This is a genomic window from Rhizobium rhizogenes NBRC 13257 (assembly GCF_000696095.1).
In the GTDB taxonomy this organism is placed as follows: Bacteria; Pseudomonadota; Alphaproteobacteria; order Rhizobiales; family Rhizobiaceae; genus Rhizobium; species Rhizobium rhizogenes.
In genome coordinates, this window is the sequence record NZ_BAYX01000011.1 from 161,837 (window position 1) to 175,904 (window position 14,068).

General features: G+C 61.3%; 13 protein-coding genes and 1 pseudogene. 11 read left to right on the forward strand and 3 right to left on the reverse strand.

Features of this window, described 5'->3' with window-relative positions; genetic code table 11:
• The first annotated feature begins 2 nt into the window (after window positions 1-2).
• From pcaH to RRH01S_RS23580, 8 genes are all read left to right on the forward strand, one after another.
• A complete protein-coding gene (gene pcaH, locus RRH01S_RS23545) occupies window positions 3-752 on the forward strand; it encodes a protocatechuate 3,4-dioxygenase subunit beta (protein ID WP_034516022.1) in 750 nt (249 codons plus the stop codon).
• Between the two features lie 2 nt (window positions 753-754).
• On the forward strand, window positions 755-1,366 hold the full coding sequence (pcaG, locus tag RRH01S_RS23550; RefSeq protein WP_065706856.1) for a protocatechuate 3,4-dioxygenase subunit alpha: 612 nt from the start codon (window positions 755-757) through the stop codon (window positions 1,364-1,366).
• A 3-nt stretch (window positions 1,367-1,369) separates the two neighbouring features.
• Window positions 1,370-2,419, forward strand: coding sequence for a 3-carboxy-cis,cis-muconate cycloisomerase (locus RRH01S_RS23555; protein WP_034516020.1), 1,050 nt, complete (start codon window positions 1,370-1,372; stop codon window positions 2,417-2,419).
• Window positions 2,420-2,571: 152 nt separating this feature from the next.
• Window positions 2,572-3,744, forward strand: coding sequence for an ABC transporter substrate-binding protein (locus tag RRH01S_RS23560; RefSeq protein ID WP_042474377.1), 1,173 nt, complete (start codon window positions 2,572-2,574; stop codon window positions 3,742-3,744).
• 112 nt (window positions 3,745-3,856) lie between these two features.
• Window positions 3,857-4,720: a branched-chain amino acid ABC transporter permease gene (locus RRH01S_RS23565; RefSeq protein ID WP_034516018.1), complete on the forward strand. Its 864-nt coding sequence runs from the start codon at window positions 3,857-3,859 to the stop codon at window positions 4,718-4,720.
• Window position 4,721: 1 nt separating this feature from the next.
• Window positions 4,722-5,726: a branched-chain amino acid ABC transporter permease gene (locus tag RRH01S_RS23570; RefSeq protein WP_042474380.1), complete on the forward strand. Its 1,005-nt coding sequence runs from the start codon at window positions 4,722-4,724 to the stop codon at window positions 5,724-5,726.
• Complete coding sequence (locus RRH01S_RS23575; protein ID WP_034516016.1) at window positions 5,723-6,487, forward strand: ABC transporter ATP-binding protein; 765 nt, start codon at window positions 5,723-5,725, stop codon at window positions 6,485-6,487. The genes RRH01S_RS23570 and RRH01S_RS23575 overlap by 4 nt, the downstream gene beginning before the upstream one ends.
• Window positions 6,468-7,184, forward strand: coding sequence for an ABC transporter ATP-binding protein (locus RRH01S_RS23580; RefSeq protein WP_034516015.1), 717 nt, complete (start codon window positions 6,468-6,470; stop codon window positions 7,182-7,184). The genes RRH01S_RS23575 and RRH01S_RS23580 overlap by 20 nt, the downstream gene beginning before the upstream one ends.
• 80 nt (window positions 7,185-7,264) lie before the next feature.
• Here RRH01S_RS23580 and RRH01S_RS23585 read toward each other — a convergent pair whose 3' ends face one another.
• Complete coding sequence (locus RRH01S_RS23585; RefSeq protein WP_034516014.1) at window positions 7,265-8,176, reverse strand: agmatinase; 912 nt, start codon at window positions 8,174-8,176, stop codon at window positions 7,265-7,267.
• Between the two features lie 271 nt (window positions 8,177-8,447).
• Here RRH01S_RS23585 and RRH01S_RS23590 point away from each other — a divergent pair.
• Together RRH01S_RS23590 and RRH01S_RS23595 are read left to right on the forward strand one after the other, a co-directional pair.
• Window positions 8,448-9,035: pseudogene (locus RRH01S_RS23590) on the forward strand (hydantoinase/oxoprolinase N-terminal domain-containing protein); the annotation flags it as partial.
• Between the two features lie 413 nt (window positions 9,036-9,448).
• Window positions 9,449-10,279: an MBL fold metallo-hydrolase gene (locus RRH01S_RS23595; RefSeq protein ID WP_034516012.1), complete on the forward strand. Its 831-nt coding sequence runs from the start codon at window positions 9,449-9,451 to the stop codon at window positions 10,277-10,279.
• On the opposite strand, the gene RRH01S_RS23600 is transcribed toward RRH01S_RS23595, so the two are convergent.
• Window positions 10,276-11,022 (reverse strand): polysaccharide deacetylase family protein, encoded by a 747-nt coding sequence (locus tag RRH01S_RS23600; RefSeq protein ID WP_034516011.1) that lies wholly within the window; start codon window positions 11,020-11,022, stop codon window positions 10,276-10,278. The two genes, RRH01S_RS23595 and RRH01S_RS23600, sit on opposite strands and share 4 nt — an antisense overlap.
• Window positions 11,012-12,115, reverse strand: a complete 1,104-nt coding sequence (locus RRH01S_RS23605) for a glycosyltransferase family 4 protein (protein WP_042474383.1) — start codon at window positions 12,113-12,115, stop codon at window positions 11,012-11,014. Before RRH01S_RS23605 ends, RRH01S_RS23600 begins: the two co-directional genes overlap by 11 nt.
• Before the next feature lie 201 nt (window positions 12,116-12,316).
• Here RRH01S_RS23605 and RRH01S_RS23610 point away from each other — a divergent pair, with 201 nt between their 5' ends.
• Window positions 12,317-14,041 carry an adenylate/guanylate cyclase domain-containing protein gene (locus tag RRH01S_RS23610; protein ID WP_034516762.1) on the forward strand — a complete coding sequence of 575 codons (1,725 nt, stop codon included), beginning with the start codon at window positions 12,317-12,319 and terminating at the stop codon, window positions 14,039-14,041.
• Window positions 14,042-14,068 lie beyond the last annotated feature (27 nt).

Genomic DNA, 14,068 nt, shown 5'->3' on the forward strand with positions numbered 1-14,068 from the left:
CAATGTCTGACAAAAGCAATAGCAGGCCCGAAACGGGTGCCTTTTTCGGGCGCGATCGCGCCTGGCACGCGCCGGCCTTTACGCCGGGCTACAAGACCTCGGTGCTGCGGTCTCCACAGCGCGCGCTCCTGTCGCTGGACGGCACGATCTCCGAAATTACCGGCCCGGTCTTCGGGCATTCCATTCTCGGCGAGCACGACAACGACCTGATCCACAACTTCGCCAAGCCCGGCGAAAGTGCGATCGGCGAGCGCATCATCGTGCATGGCCGCGTGCTCGACGAGCGCAATCGGCCGGTTCCGGGCGCACTGCTCGAATTCTGGCAGGCCAATGCCGGCGGGCGGTATCGCCACAAGAAAGAAACCTACCTCGCCGCCCTCGATCCGAATTTCGGCGGTTGCGGCCGCGCCATCACCGACGAGGACGGCCACTATGCCTTCCGCACGGTCCGGCCAGGCGCCTATCCTTGGCCGAATGGCGTCAACGACTGGCGGCCGGCGCATATCCACTTCTCCATCTTCGGCCATGGCTTCGCTCAACGGCTGATCACGCAGATGTATTTCGAGGGCGATCCGATGATCTGGAAATGTCCGATCGTCGGCACGATCCCCGACAAAAAGGCGATCGAGCAGCTGATCGCGCCGCTCGACTGGGGCAACACGATCCCGATGGATGCGCGCGCCTATAAATTTGACATCGTATTGCGCGGCCGTCGTTCGACGCTGTTCGAAAACCGGCTGGAGGGCAACTGATGGTGCAGGAACTCGGCTACCTCAAGGAAACGCCGTCGCAGACGGCTGGCCCCTATGTCCATATCGGCCTGACGCCGAATTTCTGCGATATCGGCGGCGTGTATGACACCGATCTCGGCGTGTCCATGGTCAACGACAAGACGCTGGGACAACGCATTACAGTCAAGGGTCGTATTTTCGACGGTGCCGATACGCTGGTGAAGGATGCCGTCGTCGAGATTTGGCAGGCCGACAGCGCCGGGCTCTACAATAGCCCTTCGGAGATGCGCGGGACGGCCGATCCGAACTTCACCGGCTGGGGCCGCTGCCCGACAAGCGCCGAAGATGGCGTATTCTCGTTTGAGACGATCAAGCCGGGCCGCGCTCCCTATAAGGACGGGCGCAAGATGGCGCCGCATATCACGCTCTGGATCGTGGCGCGTGGCATCAATATCGGCCTGCATACGCGCCTATACTTTCCAGATGAAGCCAAGGCTAACGCCGAGGATCCTTTGCTTGCCCGCATCGAGCATCGCCAGCGTGTCGCCACCCTGATCGCCAGCCAGGAAGGGTCTGTCTATACGCTCGACGTGCATTTGCAGGGCGACAAGGAAACGGTTTTCCTCGATATATAGACCATGAGCATTTCCGCCTTCGACCACCCGTTTCTCTCCGGCCTCCTCGGCGACGAGGAGATTTCCGCTTATTTTTCAGCGGAAGCCGATATCCGTGCCATGCTCGCTTTCGAGGTCGCACTCGCCAGGGCCGAGGCGCGGCATGGTGTCATTCCGCAAGAAGCGGCTGAGCGGATCGCGGCAGTCTGCGGCACATTCCAGCCCGACATTGCCTGCCTGAAATCGGCGACGGCCACGGACGGGGTCGTCATTCCCGACCTCGTCAAGCAGTTGCGCAAGGCTGTTGGCGGCGAGGCCGCGCAGCATGTGCATTTCGGCGCCACCAGCCAGGATGTCATAGACACCAGTCTGATGATCCGCCTGAAGGCGGTCTCCTTCCTATTCACTGGCCGCCTTTTCGCGGTCACGTCTGGGCTCGAAAAACTCGACAAGCAGTTCGGCAAGAACCAACTTATGGGCCGCACCCGCATGCAGGCCGCCATCCCGATGACGGTCTCCGACCGGTTGCGCGCCTGGCGCACTCCGCTCGACAAATATCGCGACCGCCTGACCCAGGAGAGCTTTCCGCTTCAGTTCGGTGGCGCGGTCGGTACGCTGGAAAAACTGGGATCGAACGCTGCCGCTGTTCGTGCATCGCTGGCGCAGGAGCTCGACCTCACCGACGCGCCACAATGGCAAAACCAACGGGGAGGCATCGCCGAGTTCGCCGGCCTGCTCTCGTTGATGTCTGGCAGTCTTGGCAAGATCGGCCAGGACATCGCCCTTCTGGCGCAGACCGGCGAGGAAATCGAGCTTGCCGGCGGCGGCGGCTCCTCGGCCATGCCGCACAAACAGAATCCGGTCACCGCGGAGACCTTGGTCACGCTTGCCCGCTTCAACGCCGTCCAGCTCTCCGGCATCCATCAATCGCTGGTGCACGAACAGGAACGCTCGGGCGCCGCCTGGACGCTCGAATGGCTGCTGCTGCCACCGATGGTGATGGCCACCGCCGCCTCGCTGCGAGCGGCGCGGGAATTGATCGGGAACGTGAAGCGGCTGGGCATAAATTCTTGAGCGGAAATTCAAGAAATAAACATAACCCTGGCATTATCGATGCAAGCGTTTATTTCATTTTACATCACTATTTCGTATGCCAGATTGACCGTAGCAGATCTGCGTAAAAGCAAGCTGGCCCGGGGAGCAGGCCAGCAGGGGGAGGAGAAACTATGAAACGGGTTATTCTGGCCGCAATCGCGGCTATCGCCATCAGCAGTGCCGCCTATGCCGACACGATCAAGATCGGCGTCATCGGGCCGTTTTCGGGGCCATTCGCCCTGCAGGGCAAGAATTTCAAGGCCGGCATCGATGCCTATATGGCCATGCATGGCGGCAAGGTTGGCGACAACGAGGTCGAGGTGATCTACCGCGACGTGCCGCAGGCCGATCCGGCTCAATCGAAGTCGTCGGCGCAGGAACTGGTGGTCAAGGAGCATGTGCAGTATCTGGCCGGCTTCTACTTCACTCCGGATGCCATGGCGGTGACGCCGATCCTCAAGCAGGCCAATGTGCCGATGGTGATCTTCAACGCCGCGACATCAGCGATCGTGACGAAGAGCCCGCTGGTGGTGCGAACCTCCTTCACCACCTGGCAGACATCGACACCGATCGCCAAGGTCGCGCATGACGGCGGCGTCGACAAGGTCATCTCCGTCGTCAGCGACTACGGTCCCGGCGTCGATGCTGAAAACGCCTTCAAAGCCGGTTTCGAGAAGGTCGGCGGCCAGGTCGTCGAGACGGTACGCATGCCGTTGTCGACCAACGATTTCAGCCCGATCATGCAGCGCATCAAGGATTCCGGTGCGCAGGGCGTCTTCGCCTTCCTGCCCTCCGGCCCGACCACACTCGGTTTCGTGAAGGCCTATAACGAAAATGGCCTGAAGGGCGCCGGCATCAAGCTGTTTTCGCCCGGCGACCTGACACAGGAATCCGACCTGCCGGCGCTTGGTGATGCGGCGCTCGGCATGCAGACGACCTTCCATTACGCGATCTCGCATGACTCCCCGGAAAACAAGGCCTTCGTCGCTGCTGCCGACAAGGCGATCGGCAATCCGGCCGAACTCACGTTCCCGGCGGTCGGCGCTTTCGACGGCATGCATGTCATCTACAAGATGATCGAGGCGACCGGCGGCAAGCAGGACGCCCAGAAAGCCGTCGACGCGGTGAAGGGTCTCTCCTGGGTCAGCCCGCGCGGCCCGGTGACCATCGATCCGGAAAGCCGGCACATTACCCAGAACATCTATCTGCGCGAAGTCGCCAAGGCCGCCGACGGCACCTATTACAACAAGGAAATCCAGACCTTCGAAAAGCAGGGCGACCCCGGTTTGGCGGCGGTGAAATAGAGCCGCTCTTCCTGCGTCCTTCGACATGGCCAGGGAACGGGCGGCTTGCGCCCGGTCCAGCGGCAGAGGATTAAGGGAAGAGCAGAAGAAAGCAAACGGACCAGCCCGACCCATGCAAACCGTGTTCAGCATTGCAGTCGATGCCCTCGCCTACGGCATGGTGCTGTTCGTGATTTCCATTGGCCTCTCCGTCACCATGGGGCTGATGCGCGTCGTCAATCTGGCGCATGGCGCCTTTGCCATGATCGGTGGCTATATTGCCTCCTATGCGGCGCGGGATCTCGGGCTGGGCTATGCCGCCGCGGTTCTGCTGGCCGTCGTCGGCACGGTGATCATCTCCATCCCGATCGAGCGGCTGCTCTATCGCCGTATCTATGGCGCGCCGGAGCTGACGCAGGTACTGATGACGATTGGCATTACCTTCTGCATCATCGGCATCGCCAACTATGTCTTCGGCCCGACGCTGAAGACCATCCCCTTGCCAAGCGAGCTGCAAGGCTCCATCGATCTCAGCTTCCGCACGATTGGCACGCATCGCATCTTCGCGATCGTCTGCGGGCTCATCGTCGCGCTGGCGCTATGGTTCACCATCGAGAAGACCTCGTTCGGCGTGAAGCTTCGCGCTTCCGTCGACAATGCCTCGATGGCGGCGGCCCTCGGCGTGCGTACCGAGATCGTTTATGCCGTCAGCTTCGCCGTCGCCGTCGGGCTTGCCGCCTTCGGTGGCGTCGTCGGCGCCGAACTGCTGCCGGTCGAGCCCTATTATGCCCTGCGCTATATGGTGACCTTCCTTGTCGTCGTCTCGGTCGGCGGCGCCGGTTCGATCGGGGGCGCGCTGCTTGCCTGCCTCATCCTCGGCGGCATCGATACCACCGGCCGCTATCTGATGCCGGAATATGGCGAGTTCTTCTTCTATCTCACCGTCATCGCCATCGTCTGCGTCTTCCCGCGCGGTCTAGCCGGAAGGACGAAATGATATGGCACTGACCATCGACCGAGAGACCATCGCCGCGACGAGCAACCGCCTTGCACTTAAGCGCGATGGTATTGCCATAGCGGTCATCCTCGTTCTGGCAGCAATCGGCTACCTGCTGTTCCCTGACAATCTCGCGCTCCTGACGCGGTTGATCGCCATTGCTCTGCTTGTCCTGTCGCTCGATCTGGTCACAGGCTATTGCGGTGTGGCGACGCTCGGTCATGCGGCCCTGTTCGGCGCCGGTGCCTATGCCGCCGGCATCGCCTCGGCGCATTACGGCATCAATGATCCCTTGCTGATGACGCTGGTCGGCATCGTTGCCGGCGCGGTTGCGGGGCTGATTTGCGGCATCGTCATTCTAAGGGCGCACGGCCTGCCACAACTCGTGCTGTCGATCGCGCTGATTTACCTCTTCCACGAATTCGCCAACAAGGCATCGAGCTGGACCGGCGGCAGCGACGGGCTCTCCGGCATCTCCACCAATCCGCTGTTCGGCCTGTTCGAATTCGATCTCTATGGGCATACGGCTTATTTCTATGGCGTGGCGCTGCTGCTGATCGTCCTGATCCTGCTGCGTTTTCTGGTACGCTCGCCCTTCGGCATGCTCTGTCGCGGCATAAGGCAGGATCCCCTGCGCATCCGCGCCATGGGTGTCTCGCCGAAGGTCACGCTGATCAAGATGTATGTGATCTCAGGCGCCGTCGCCGGCGTTGGCGGCGCGCTGAATGCGATCTCGACCCAGGTGGTCGGGCTCGACAGCCTCTCCTTCACGCAATCGGCCGAGGCGCTGGTCATGCTCGTGCTCGGCGGCACCGGTTCGCTGTTCGGGGCGCTCGCCGGCACGCTGGTCTTCATGCTGTTCGAAGATTACGTCTCCGCCGCCAATCCCTTCCACTGGCTGACCATCGTTGGCCTGTTGCTGATCCTCGTGGTGCTGTTCGCGCCGAAGGGCATCTATGGCACAGCCGCGACCTATCTTGCGCGCCGTCGGGAGGCTCGCACATGAGTGCAGTCTTCGAGGTCAATCATCTGAAGAAAGCCTTTGGCGGGCTGACGGTGACCAATGATGTCAGCCTGTCGATGGCGCCGGGCGATCGCGTGGCACTGATCGGGCCGAATGGCGCTGGCAAGACCAGCTTCGTCAATCTGGTCACCGGCAATCTGCGGGCGGATGCCGGCGAGGTCAGTCTTGGCGGCGAGAGAGTGACCAAAATCGACGCGATCGGCCGCGTCCGGCGCGGGTTGGTGCGCTCCTTCCAGGTGACCCGGCTTTTCCAGGATATGACGCCGGCCGAGCATGTGGCGCTTGCCATCCTGCAGCGCTCCGGCCGCTCCGGCCGCATGTTCGGCAATTTCCTCGCCATGCGCAACGTCATGGCCGAGACCGGCGATCTGCTGGGCAAGCTCGGCCTCGCCGATCTCATGCATCGCAAGGTCAGCGAAATCGCCTACGGCCAGCAGAGATTGCTGGAGATCGCCGTCGCCATGGCGCTAAAGCCGAAAGTGCTGTTGCTCGACGAGCCTGCCGCCGGCGTGCCGCAGAGCGATACCGGCCGCATCGAGCAAGCCCTGGCCGATCTGCCCACTGACCTTGCCGTACTGATGATCGAGCACGACATGGATCTGGTCTTTCGCTTCGCCAAGCGCGTCGTCGTGCTCGCCGCCGGCACCATCATCTTCGACGGCTCACCCGCCGACGTCACCAAGGATGCGCGGGTGCGCGAGGCCTATCTGGGGAGCTACGCCAATGCCGGCCACGCCGCTTGAAGTGGAAAACCTTTCAGCCGGTTACGGGCCGACGCGGGTGCTGGAAGGCGTGTCCTTTTCCGTTTCGGCCGGCGCGCGGCTTGCCGTGCTCGGTCGCAATGGCATGGGCAAGACGACGCTGCTTGCCACACTTGCCGGCCAGACACGCCGCTATGAGGGCAGCATCCGCCTGGGGTCTACCGACGTTACCGGCCTGCCGAGCGCCAGGCGGGCACATCAGGGTCTCGGCTACGTGCCACAGACGCGCGATGTCTTTCCGACGCTGACGGTGGAAGAAAATCTCTCCGTCGGTTTGAAAGGCCGCCCCAGGGCCGCGCTGCAGGAAGCCTACGACATGTTCCCGCGCCTCAAGGAACGCCGCAAAAACCTTGGCAACCAGCTTTCTGGTGGCGAACAGCAGATGCTGTCGACCGCCCGCACCATTCTCGGCCGCCCCTCGGTGTTGCTGCTTGACGAGCCGCTGGAAGGTCTCGCCCCCGTCATCTGCGAGGAGCTGATGGCAGCCTTTACCAATCTCGCCAAGACCGGCGACATGACCATCCTGCTGGTCGAACAGCGCATCCAGAGCGCATTGGATTTCGCCGATCAGGTAATCGTCCTCGAACGCGGCCGGATCGCCTGGCAGGGCACGCCGGGTGCGCTCGCTCAGGATCATGCAACGATCGAACGCCTGCTCGGTGTCGGCGGTTTGCACTAGGCGCCAATTGCTCGGGAATATCCTATCGCGGCAGCAGATAGAATCTTGCCGGGCCATCATGCTACGGGAAGAAGCCGGGCTCAAACTTGCCGGACGACGGTGCCGATCATATTAACGAGAAGGCGCGCGGCGGTCAGAGCCGAGAGGCCGTCAATGTCGGCGGGAGGATAGAGCTCGACAAGGTCAAATCCTGCTGTCCTGGCTCGCCTGCCGAGGCCTGCAATCAAGTCGATCACCTGCGTATAGGTGAGACCGCCGGGTGTCCGCGCCGCCACGCCCGGCATGATGCTGGGATCGAGGCTATCACAGTCGAGAGTGACGACGACCCGCGCTCCCTCGGGAATATGACGAAGAGCGGCTTCGATGCCTTGGGTATGAACTTCGCGAGCAGTCACGAAACGGCTGCCATAGTGCTGCGCCGCTTCGATATCGGTTAGGCGCGCGCTGCCGACGCTACGGAGGCCGACCTGCACGATGCCGGCGACATGCGGCATCTCGCTCGCACGGCGCATCGGGCTCGAATAACCGTGGCGCTCGCCATGCACCTCGTCGCGCCAGTCGATATGGGCGTCGATCTGCAGGATCCAGACCGGCCCGTGATCCGAAAAACCGGCGACGAAGGGAATGGTTACGGAACAGTCGCCACCGAGCAGGATCGGTACGGCCGGCAACGCCAGGACCTCCCGCGTCTTCACCTCGATCCGAGCCCGATTGCCGGCATTGTCATGCATGATGGTCGGGATGTCGCCGGCATCGATGCAGCAGACCGACTTGCCGTCGAACAGCGGGCCGTCGAGATCGAAATCCCAATGATCTACGAGTGCAACATCGTCCTGGCTCGCAGCGCGAATGGCGCCGGCCGCCAGGACATAGCCGCTACTGTCTTTACCAGGATAGGTGCTACCGTGACCGGCTGCGAAGATTATCGCGCGGGGCACGCGGCCATCGGCAAGGCGATCGTGAAGGCCGAGAAAGGGAGGAGAAGTGATCATTGTTGATGATCTTGGTGATGGTTTAGCTGAAATTTCGGTATTGAGGGTGAAGAATGGGGTCGTGTGTGGATGCCCATATCTTTCCAATTCCGTTTCACGTCGATGGAGCGAAATACAGATATCACCTCCGCTGCGCATGCCGAAACCATTAATACTGATTTGACGCCAAGCCTAGCATTTCGCTCCCTGCCGGAATCGATTCCGATTCACCATCGCAGATAAGACATCGACGATTTATCGATATTTTATCAGCGATGTTCGAGCAATTTTGATGGAGGCGGTCTTGTCAGCCAGCGTAGCGGGTCATTGGGATTTCTGGATCGATCGTAGCGGTACTTTCACCGATGTCGTGGGGCGTGATCCCTCCGGAGAACTGCATGCCCGCAAGGTCCTGTCGGAAAATCCCGAGGCCTACCGCGACCGCGATGCCGCCGTCTATGGCATTCGCCTGCATCTTGGCCTTGCGAACGGCGAGCCGATCCCGGCCGGCCTCATCGGCGAGGTGCGTATGGGCACGACGGTTGCCACCAATGCGCTTCTGGAGCACAAGGGCGAGCGGCTGGCACTGGTGACGACCAAGGGTTTCCGCGACGCGCTACACATCGGCTATCAGGAGCGCAAGAAGATCTTCGCGACCGAGATCATCAAGCCGGAAGCGCTCTATGACGATGTCGTCGAGCTCGATATTGCCCGTACAGGCGCGCGCGTCATGTTCATGATGTCGTCGGGCGGGCTGACGGCTGCCGATATGTTTCAGGGCAAGGATGCCATTCTCTCCGGCCCCGCCGGCGATGTGGTCGGCCTCGTCAAGACCGGCAAGAGCGGCAAGGAAAAGCAGATCCAGGTGACCGACAGGGGCCTGGAGGCGCTGACGCGCTATTCGGAGATCCGCGAGCGGCTGCTGGTGGAGGCGACCAAGGTCTCCGGCCTGTCGCAGGACGATCTTTCCGGGATTGCATCACACCTGAGGGCGCTATCGGGTTATTACGAACAGGCAGCCCGGTCGGCCGCGACCCTATAATCGTTGTTACAGACACCTGATGCCCTTTTCCTTCGACGCCATACTTGGCTCTCCAAGGATTATCTATTCCGCTTCTGCGTACCTATATTAGATCAGTGCGATCTGTTGTTGAACGTCAGCCGAGCACTCGCGTTAATGAAACGACGGGATTTTGTTTTCACAGGAGCATGACTTTTGTGAAAATTGCTGGCTTCGCACGGTAGGAAAAGTGTGCTTACGTTGACGGAAAGGGGAATGGTGTCAAAACTTCTATGAAAAACGATAGTTTCGAGCTTAGATTCTGGGGTGTACGGGGAAGTATTCCCGTATCGGGACCGGAATTCGAGCGTTACGGCGGGAATACGTCCTGCATCGAGTTACGGCATGACGGCAGGCGCATTATTTTTGACGCCGGAACCGGAGCGCGGGAAGCGGCGTTGTCGCTCGCCAAGGATGGCGTGCACGAAGTCGATATCTTCTTCACCCACTCGCACTACGACCACATGCTCGGCCTGCCCTTCTTCAAGCCTATCTACGATCCCGGGGTCAGCGTCGATCTCTGGTCGGGCCATCTCGCAGGCAAAACGACGACACGGCAACTGATCGGCCAGTTCATGCGGCCGCCCTGGTTCCCGGTGGAGCCGGATATCTGTCGCGCCACCATGGGTTTCCGTGATTTTGCGCCCGGCGATACGCTGAAGCCGCATCCGGGCATCGTCATCCACACCGCCAAACTCAACCATCCGGGCGGCTGCGTCGGCTACCGGATCGAATGGGCCGGCCGGATCATCGCGCTGGTCTACGATACAGAGCATGTGAACGGCCATATGGACGAAGCCGCCCTTGCACTGATGGCTGGGGCCGATCTCGCTGTCTATGATACGACCTACACCGAGGCGGAGATGTCGAAGCATCAGGGCTTCGGACATTCCACCTGGCAGGAAGGTGTCAGATTGGCGAAAGAGGCGGGTGCGAAGCGCCTTGCGCTTTTTCACCATGCGCAATGGCGCACGGACAAGGACCTCGACGATATGCAGCGCGATGCGCGCGAAAGCTTCCCCGGCGCCTTTGCCGCTTTCGACCGCCAGATGCTCGAGCTTTAAGCCACGAAATCGCCGACCGGACGCCAGTCGATGGCGACATGGCCGGCTGTTTCCTGAAACAGCGTGTCGATGAAATCCCAGGTAAACGCATCATGGACGAGATGATGCGTGAGGATGCCGATCGGCTCATCATTGCCGTCGAAGCGGTTTTTGAGCTCGCCGACCAAAACCTCCACCAGTTCCCCATGGGGACGTCCGCCGCCGGTGCCGTGCCAATCCATGATGTCGACATGGGTGTTGACCAGGGCGATCGGCCGCGGCTTTGCCAGCCCGTAGACGGAAACGGCGCGATAGCCGAAGGGTGCAAGCTCCGGCAGCAGAGCCTTGTCGATGCGGTTCCACGGCGGCACCAGCATTGGAGCGAACTGACGGGGGTAAAGCTCTCTGAGCTTATCGAAACCCCGCCGGAGTTCGTCGAGCACGATCGCCTGCGGGCGATGCAGACCAAGCTCCTGCTTTTTCGCCTCATCCGGCGCGTAATTGTGATGCGTCCAGCCATGGACCGTGACGGTCACCGCTTCCTGGCGCGCCAGACGCTCGGCGAGCGGCTTGCCGGTAGGTTCGGGAATGACTGCCAGAGCCATGGGCACATCGTATTTGTCTGAAAGTACCAGCAGCTGATCGAGGGCCGCGGTCGGCTCGATGGCGTCGTCGTCGCGAAACCATAGTTTTGCCTTCCGCCCGGCCTCGACCCAGCGCTGCAATTCATCACGCAGGGGCTGCCATTCAGCTCTATCGCTCATAATCGGGATCTCCCAGATGTTTCCGCAGAATGGTCTCAAGTCGTTTCGAGGCCGCGGTCAAGGACCTCTCTTCGTGAACGAAACGATGGGCGGCCTTGGCCATCGCACTTCGCTCCCCGTCGTCGCTTAGCAACCGTGCGATTGCATCGGCATAGGCTTTCAGATCGCCTTCGGGCGTCAGAATTCCCGTTACCCCGTTCATCACCACTTCCGGCACGCCGGCGGTTGCCTGCGCCACGATTGGCAGGCCCGCCGCCTGCGCCTCAAGATAGGCGAGACCATAGGCTTCGCCGCAGCCGGGCCAGACATAGATGCCCCCTGCCCGCAACTCCTCCACGATCTCCGATGCTGTACGCTCACCAAGCCAGGTGATGCGGCCGCTATCGAAACCGGAAAACAGCGCCCGCACCTCCGCCCGCATCGGTCCATCGCCGATGACGGTCAGCGTCCAGTCCCGCTCCCGGATCAGCTCCAGCGCCTGGGCGAGCATCACATAACTGTCGAATTTGTCGCCACGGCGCAACATCGCAACGGTGACCAGCCGATGCGGTGCAGGCTCGCTGGCCAGAGGTCCGAAATGCGCGGTGTCGATAAACGGCAGGAAGCGCTCATATCGCCCCTCGGGAATGGCGTCGGCAAGACCGATCCGGTCGCGCTCGGTAAAACACAGATTGACGGCAGCCTGCCGCACGGCGTCGGCGACGAGGCGCTGGTTGTCGCCCCAGTCACTATCGTCATGCCGCCTGCCATAGGAGGCCTCGGCGGTGACATAGGCAATGCCAAGACTGGCAGCGACCTGAGGGCCGACCATGTCCGGTGTTTTGTAGTAGGGATGGTAGGTGAACCAGAGGTCCGGCGGCGGCTCGCCGCGCCATTTTTCCAGCAGCCGGTCGATTTCCTCTTCCGCTTTCCGGGCGATTTCAGCACACGGCCCCGCCTCCGGCGTCGGCGTGAAACTGCGCAGCTCCGAGGCAAGCTCGACCTGATGTCCCGCCATCTCGAAGGCCGCGATGATCAGCCGCGCCATCAGCCGATCGCCAGACGGCACCGGATGATTGGGCGATTTCAGGGGAGCGTAGAAAGCGATCTTCATGGCGCGGGCCAATAGTTGACGATTAAGTGATAGTTTGGCCCGGAAATGTGACGGGAGACGCCCGAATTCCGGCGGGTTGCTTGACAATTAAGGCCCTGGCTTTAACGACCGTATTCTCGACAGCATGCGGCATTGCAGCTAGATGATTAGGCGATAACTGTTTTCCGTTCCCTTGTGAACGGGCAATGTAAATTGGATTTGATGACCACAGAGGCAAGAAAACCCATCATATCCGATCGTCTTGTACGAAAGTTCCGGCTTGGCTCCGGCCTGGTCATCTTCAGTTTCGTGATCATGCATCTCGCCAATCACTCCCTCGGATTGATCTCGCTCAGCGCTGCTACCGAGGCGCAGCATTGGTTCATGGTGGTCTGGCGCAACCCTGTTGGCACCGTTCTCTTCTACGGCGCTTTGATTGTCCATATCCTCCTCGTCCTGCGCATGCTCTACAAGCGCCGCACGCTGGTCATGCCGGCGGGTGAGGCTTTCCAGATCGTTACCGGCTTGCTGGTGCCCCTGCTGTTGATCGACCACATCATCGCCACCCGCATCGTTCACGAGATCTACGGCTATCACGACAATTACCGCGCCATCGTTCGCGGCCTCTGGGTCACTTCACCGCTCAACGGCGTGCGCCAGTCGATCGTGCTGCTGATCGTCTGGCTCCATGGCTGCATCGGCATTCATTTCTGGCTGCGCTATCGCGCCTGGTATACAGCCATCGCACCGGTCATGCTGTCCTTCGCCATCACCCTGCCGGTTCTCGCCCTGCTCGGTTTTGCGGCCATGGGAAAGACGGTATCGCACGAGGCAGCGCAGGAGGACGAGCGCGGCCTTCGTGGCGGCTATTACAGCGACATGCGCAGCCTTGGTGAAGCCGGCTCCATGCCGGGCAGCCAGGTAAGCATTACCCTATGGCCCTATCGCGCCGGCTTTTATGGCGCGTTCAGCATGTCGATTCTCGGCCTCTTCGCCTTCCGCACCCATCGAAGACTGCGCGAACGGCAGCATCAGGTGGCGATCCGCTATGCAGGCGGCGAAATCGTCCATGCGCCGCGCGGCTTCACCGTGCTCGAAGCGAGCCGCCTCGGCGGCATTCCGCATTATTCCGTCTGCGGCGGTAAGGGGCAATGTTCCACCTGCCGTGTCCAGATCATCGAGGGCACGGACAATCTGCCGCCCCCCGAGGGGCTGGAGCAAAAGACCCTGAACCGGATCGGCGCCACGCTCGATGTCCGCCTTGCCTGCCAATTGCGCCCGACGGGAAATATCAGTGTCGTGCCGCTTCTGACACCGATGGCGGAAACGGCCATTCCCGTCTACAGCCAGACGGCAAGCCCCGGGCGCGAGCGCGAGATTGTCGTCTTTTTTTGCGACCTGCGCCATTTCACCGCCCTGACCGAGGCACGCCTACCCTTCGACATCGTCTTCCTGCTCAACCGTTATTTTGCCATCGTCGGCCGTATCGTCGAGGAAAATGGTGGCAGGATGGACAAATTCATCGGCGACGGCGCCATGGCGCTGTTCGGCCTGCGCACCACGCCGAAGGAAGCCAACCGGCAGGCGCTGAAGGCGGCAGCCGAGATCGTCCGGGAAATCGACAAACTGAGCGCGGAACTGGCGGATGACCTCGCGGCACCGCTCGAAATCGCTATCGGCCTGCATACCGGGTCGGCGGTGGTTGGTTCGATGGGCTATGGCAATGTCAAGAACGTGACGGCGATCGGCGATACGGTCAACGTCGCGAGCCGTCTCGAAAGCGTCGCCAAGGAATTCAATCGTACGCTTGTCTTCTCCGAACCGGTGGCAGGCCTCTCCGGTGTCGATATCGCCGGCATCGAAAGCCGGGAGATCGCCGTTCGCGGCCGCGGCGAGCCTCTGCGCGTCTATATCGTTCGGAAGGAAGAAAGTGCCCGCTTTGCATAGATCGTTCAGGCGTGTAGGGATGACGCC

Bases quoted from the DNA above. Each gene is read 5' to 3' on its own strand.
- RRH01S_RS23605 (WP_042474383.1), bottom strand. From the start codon at position 12,115: ATGAAGATCGCTTTCTACGCTCCCCTGAAATCGCCCAATCATCCGGTG.
- RRH01S_RS23595 (WP_034516012.1), top strand. From the start codon at position 9,449: ATGAAAAACGATAGTTTCGAGCTTAGATTCTGGGGTGTACGGGGAAGT.
- RRH01S_RS23560 (WP_042474377.1), top strand. From the start codon at position 2,572: ATGAAACGGGTTATTCTGGCCGCAATCGCGGCTATCGCCATCAGCAGT.
- RRH01S_RS23565 (WP_034516018.1), top strand. From the start codon at position 3,857: ATGCAAACCGTGTTCAGCATTGCAGTCGATGCCCTCGCCTACGGCATG.
- pcaH (WP_034516022.1), top strand. From the start codon at position 3: ATGTCTGACAAAAGCAATAGCAGGCCCGAAACGGGTGCCTTTTTCGGG.
- RRH01S_RS23555 (WP_034516020.1), top strand. From the start codon at position 1,370: ATGAGCATTTCCGCCTTCGACCACCCGTTTCTCTCCGGCCTCCTCGGC.
- RRH01S_RS23585 (WP_034516014.1), bottom strand. From the start codon at position 8,176: ATGATCACTTCTCCTCCCTTTCTCGGCCTTCACGATCGCCTTGCCGAT.
- RRH01S_RS23610 (WP_034516762.1), top strand. From the start codon at position 12,317: ATGACCACAGAGGCAAGAAAACCCATCATATCCGATCGTCTTGTACGA.
- RRH01S_RS23600 (WP_034516011.1), bottom strand. From the start codon at position 11,022: ATGAGCGATAGAGCTGAATGGCAGCCCCTGCGTGATGAATTGCAGCGC.
- RRH01S_RS23575 (WP_034516016.1), top strand. From the start codon at position 5,723: ATGAGTGCAGTCTTCGAGGTCAATCATCTGAAGAAAGCCTTTGGCGGG.
- RRH01S_RS23570 (WP_042474380.1), top strand. From the start codon at position 4,722: ATGGCACTGACCATCGACCGAGAGACCATCGCCGCGACGAGCAACCGC.
- RRH01S_RS23580 (WP_034516015.1), top strand. From the start codon at position 6,468: ATGCCGGCCACGCCGCTTGAAGTGGAAAACCTTTCAGCCGGTTACGGG.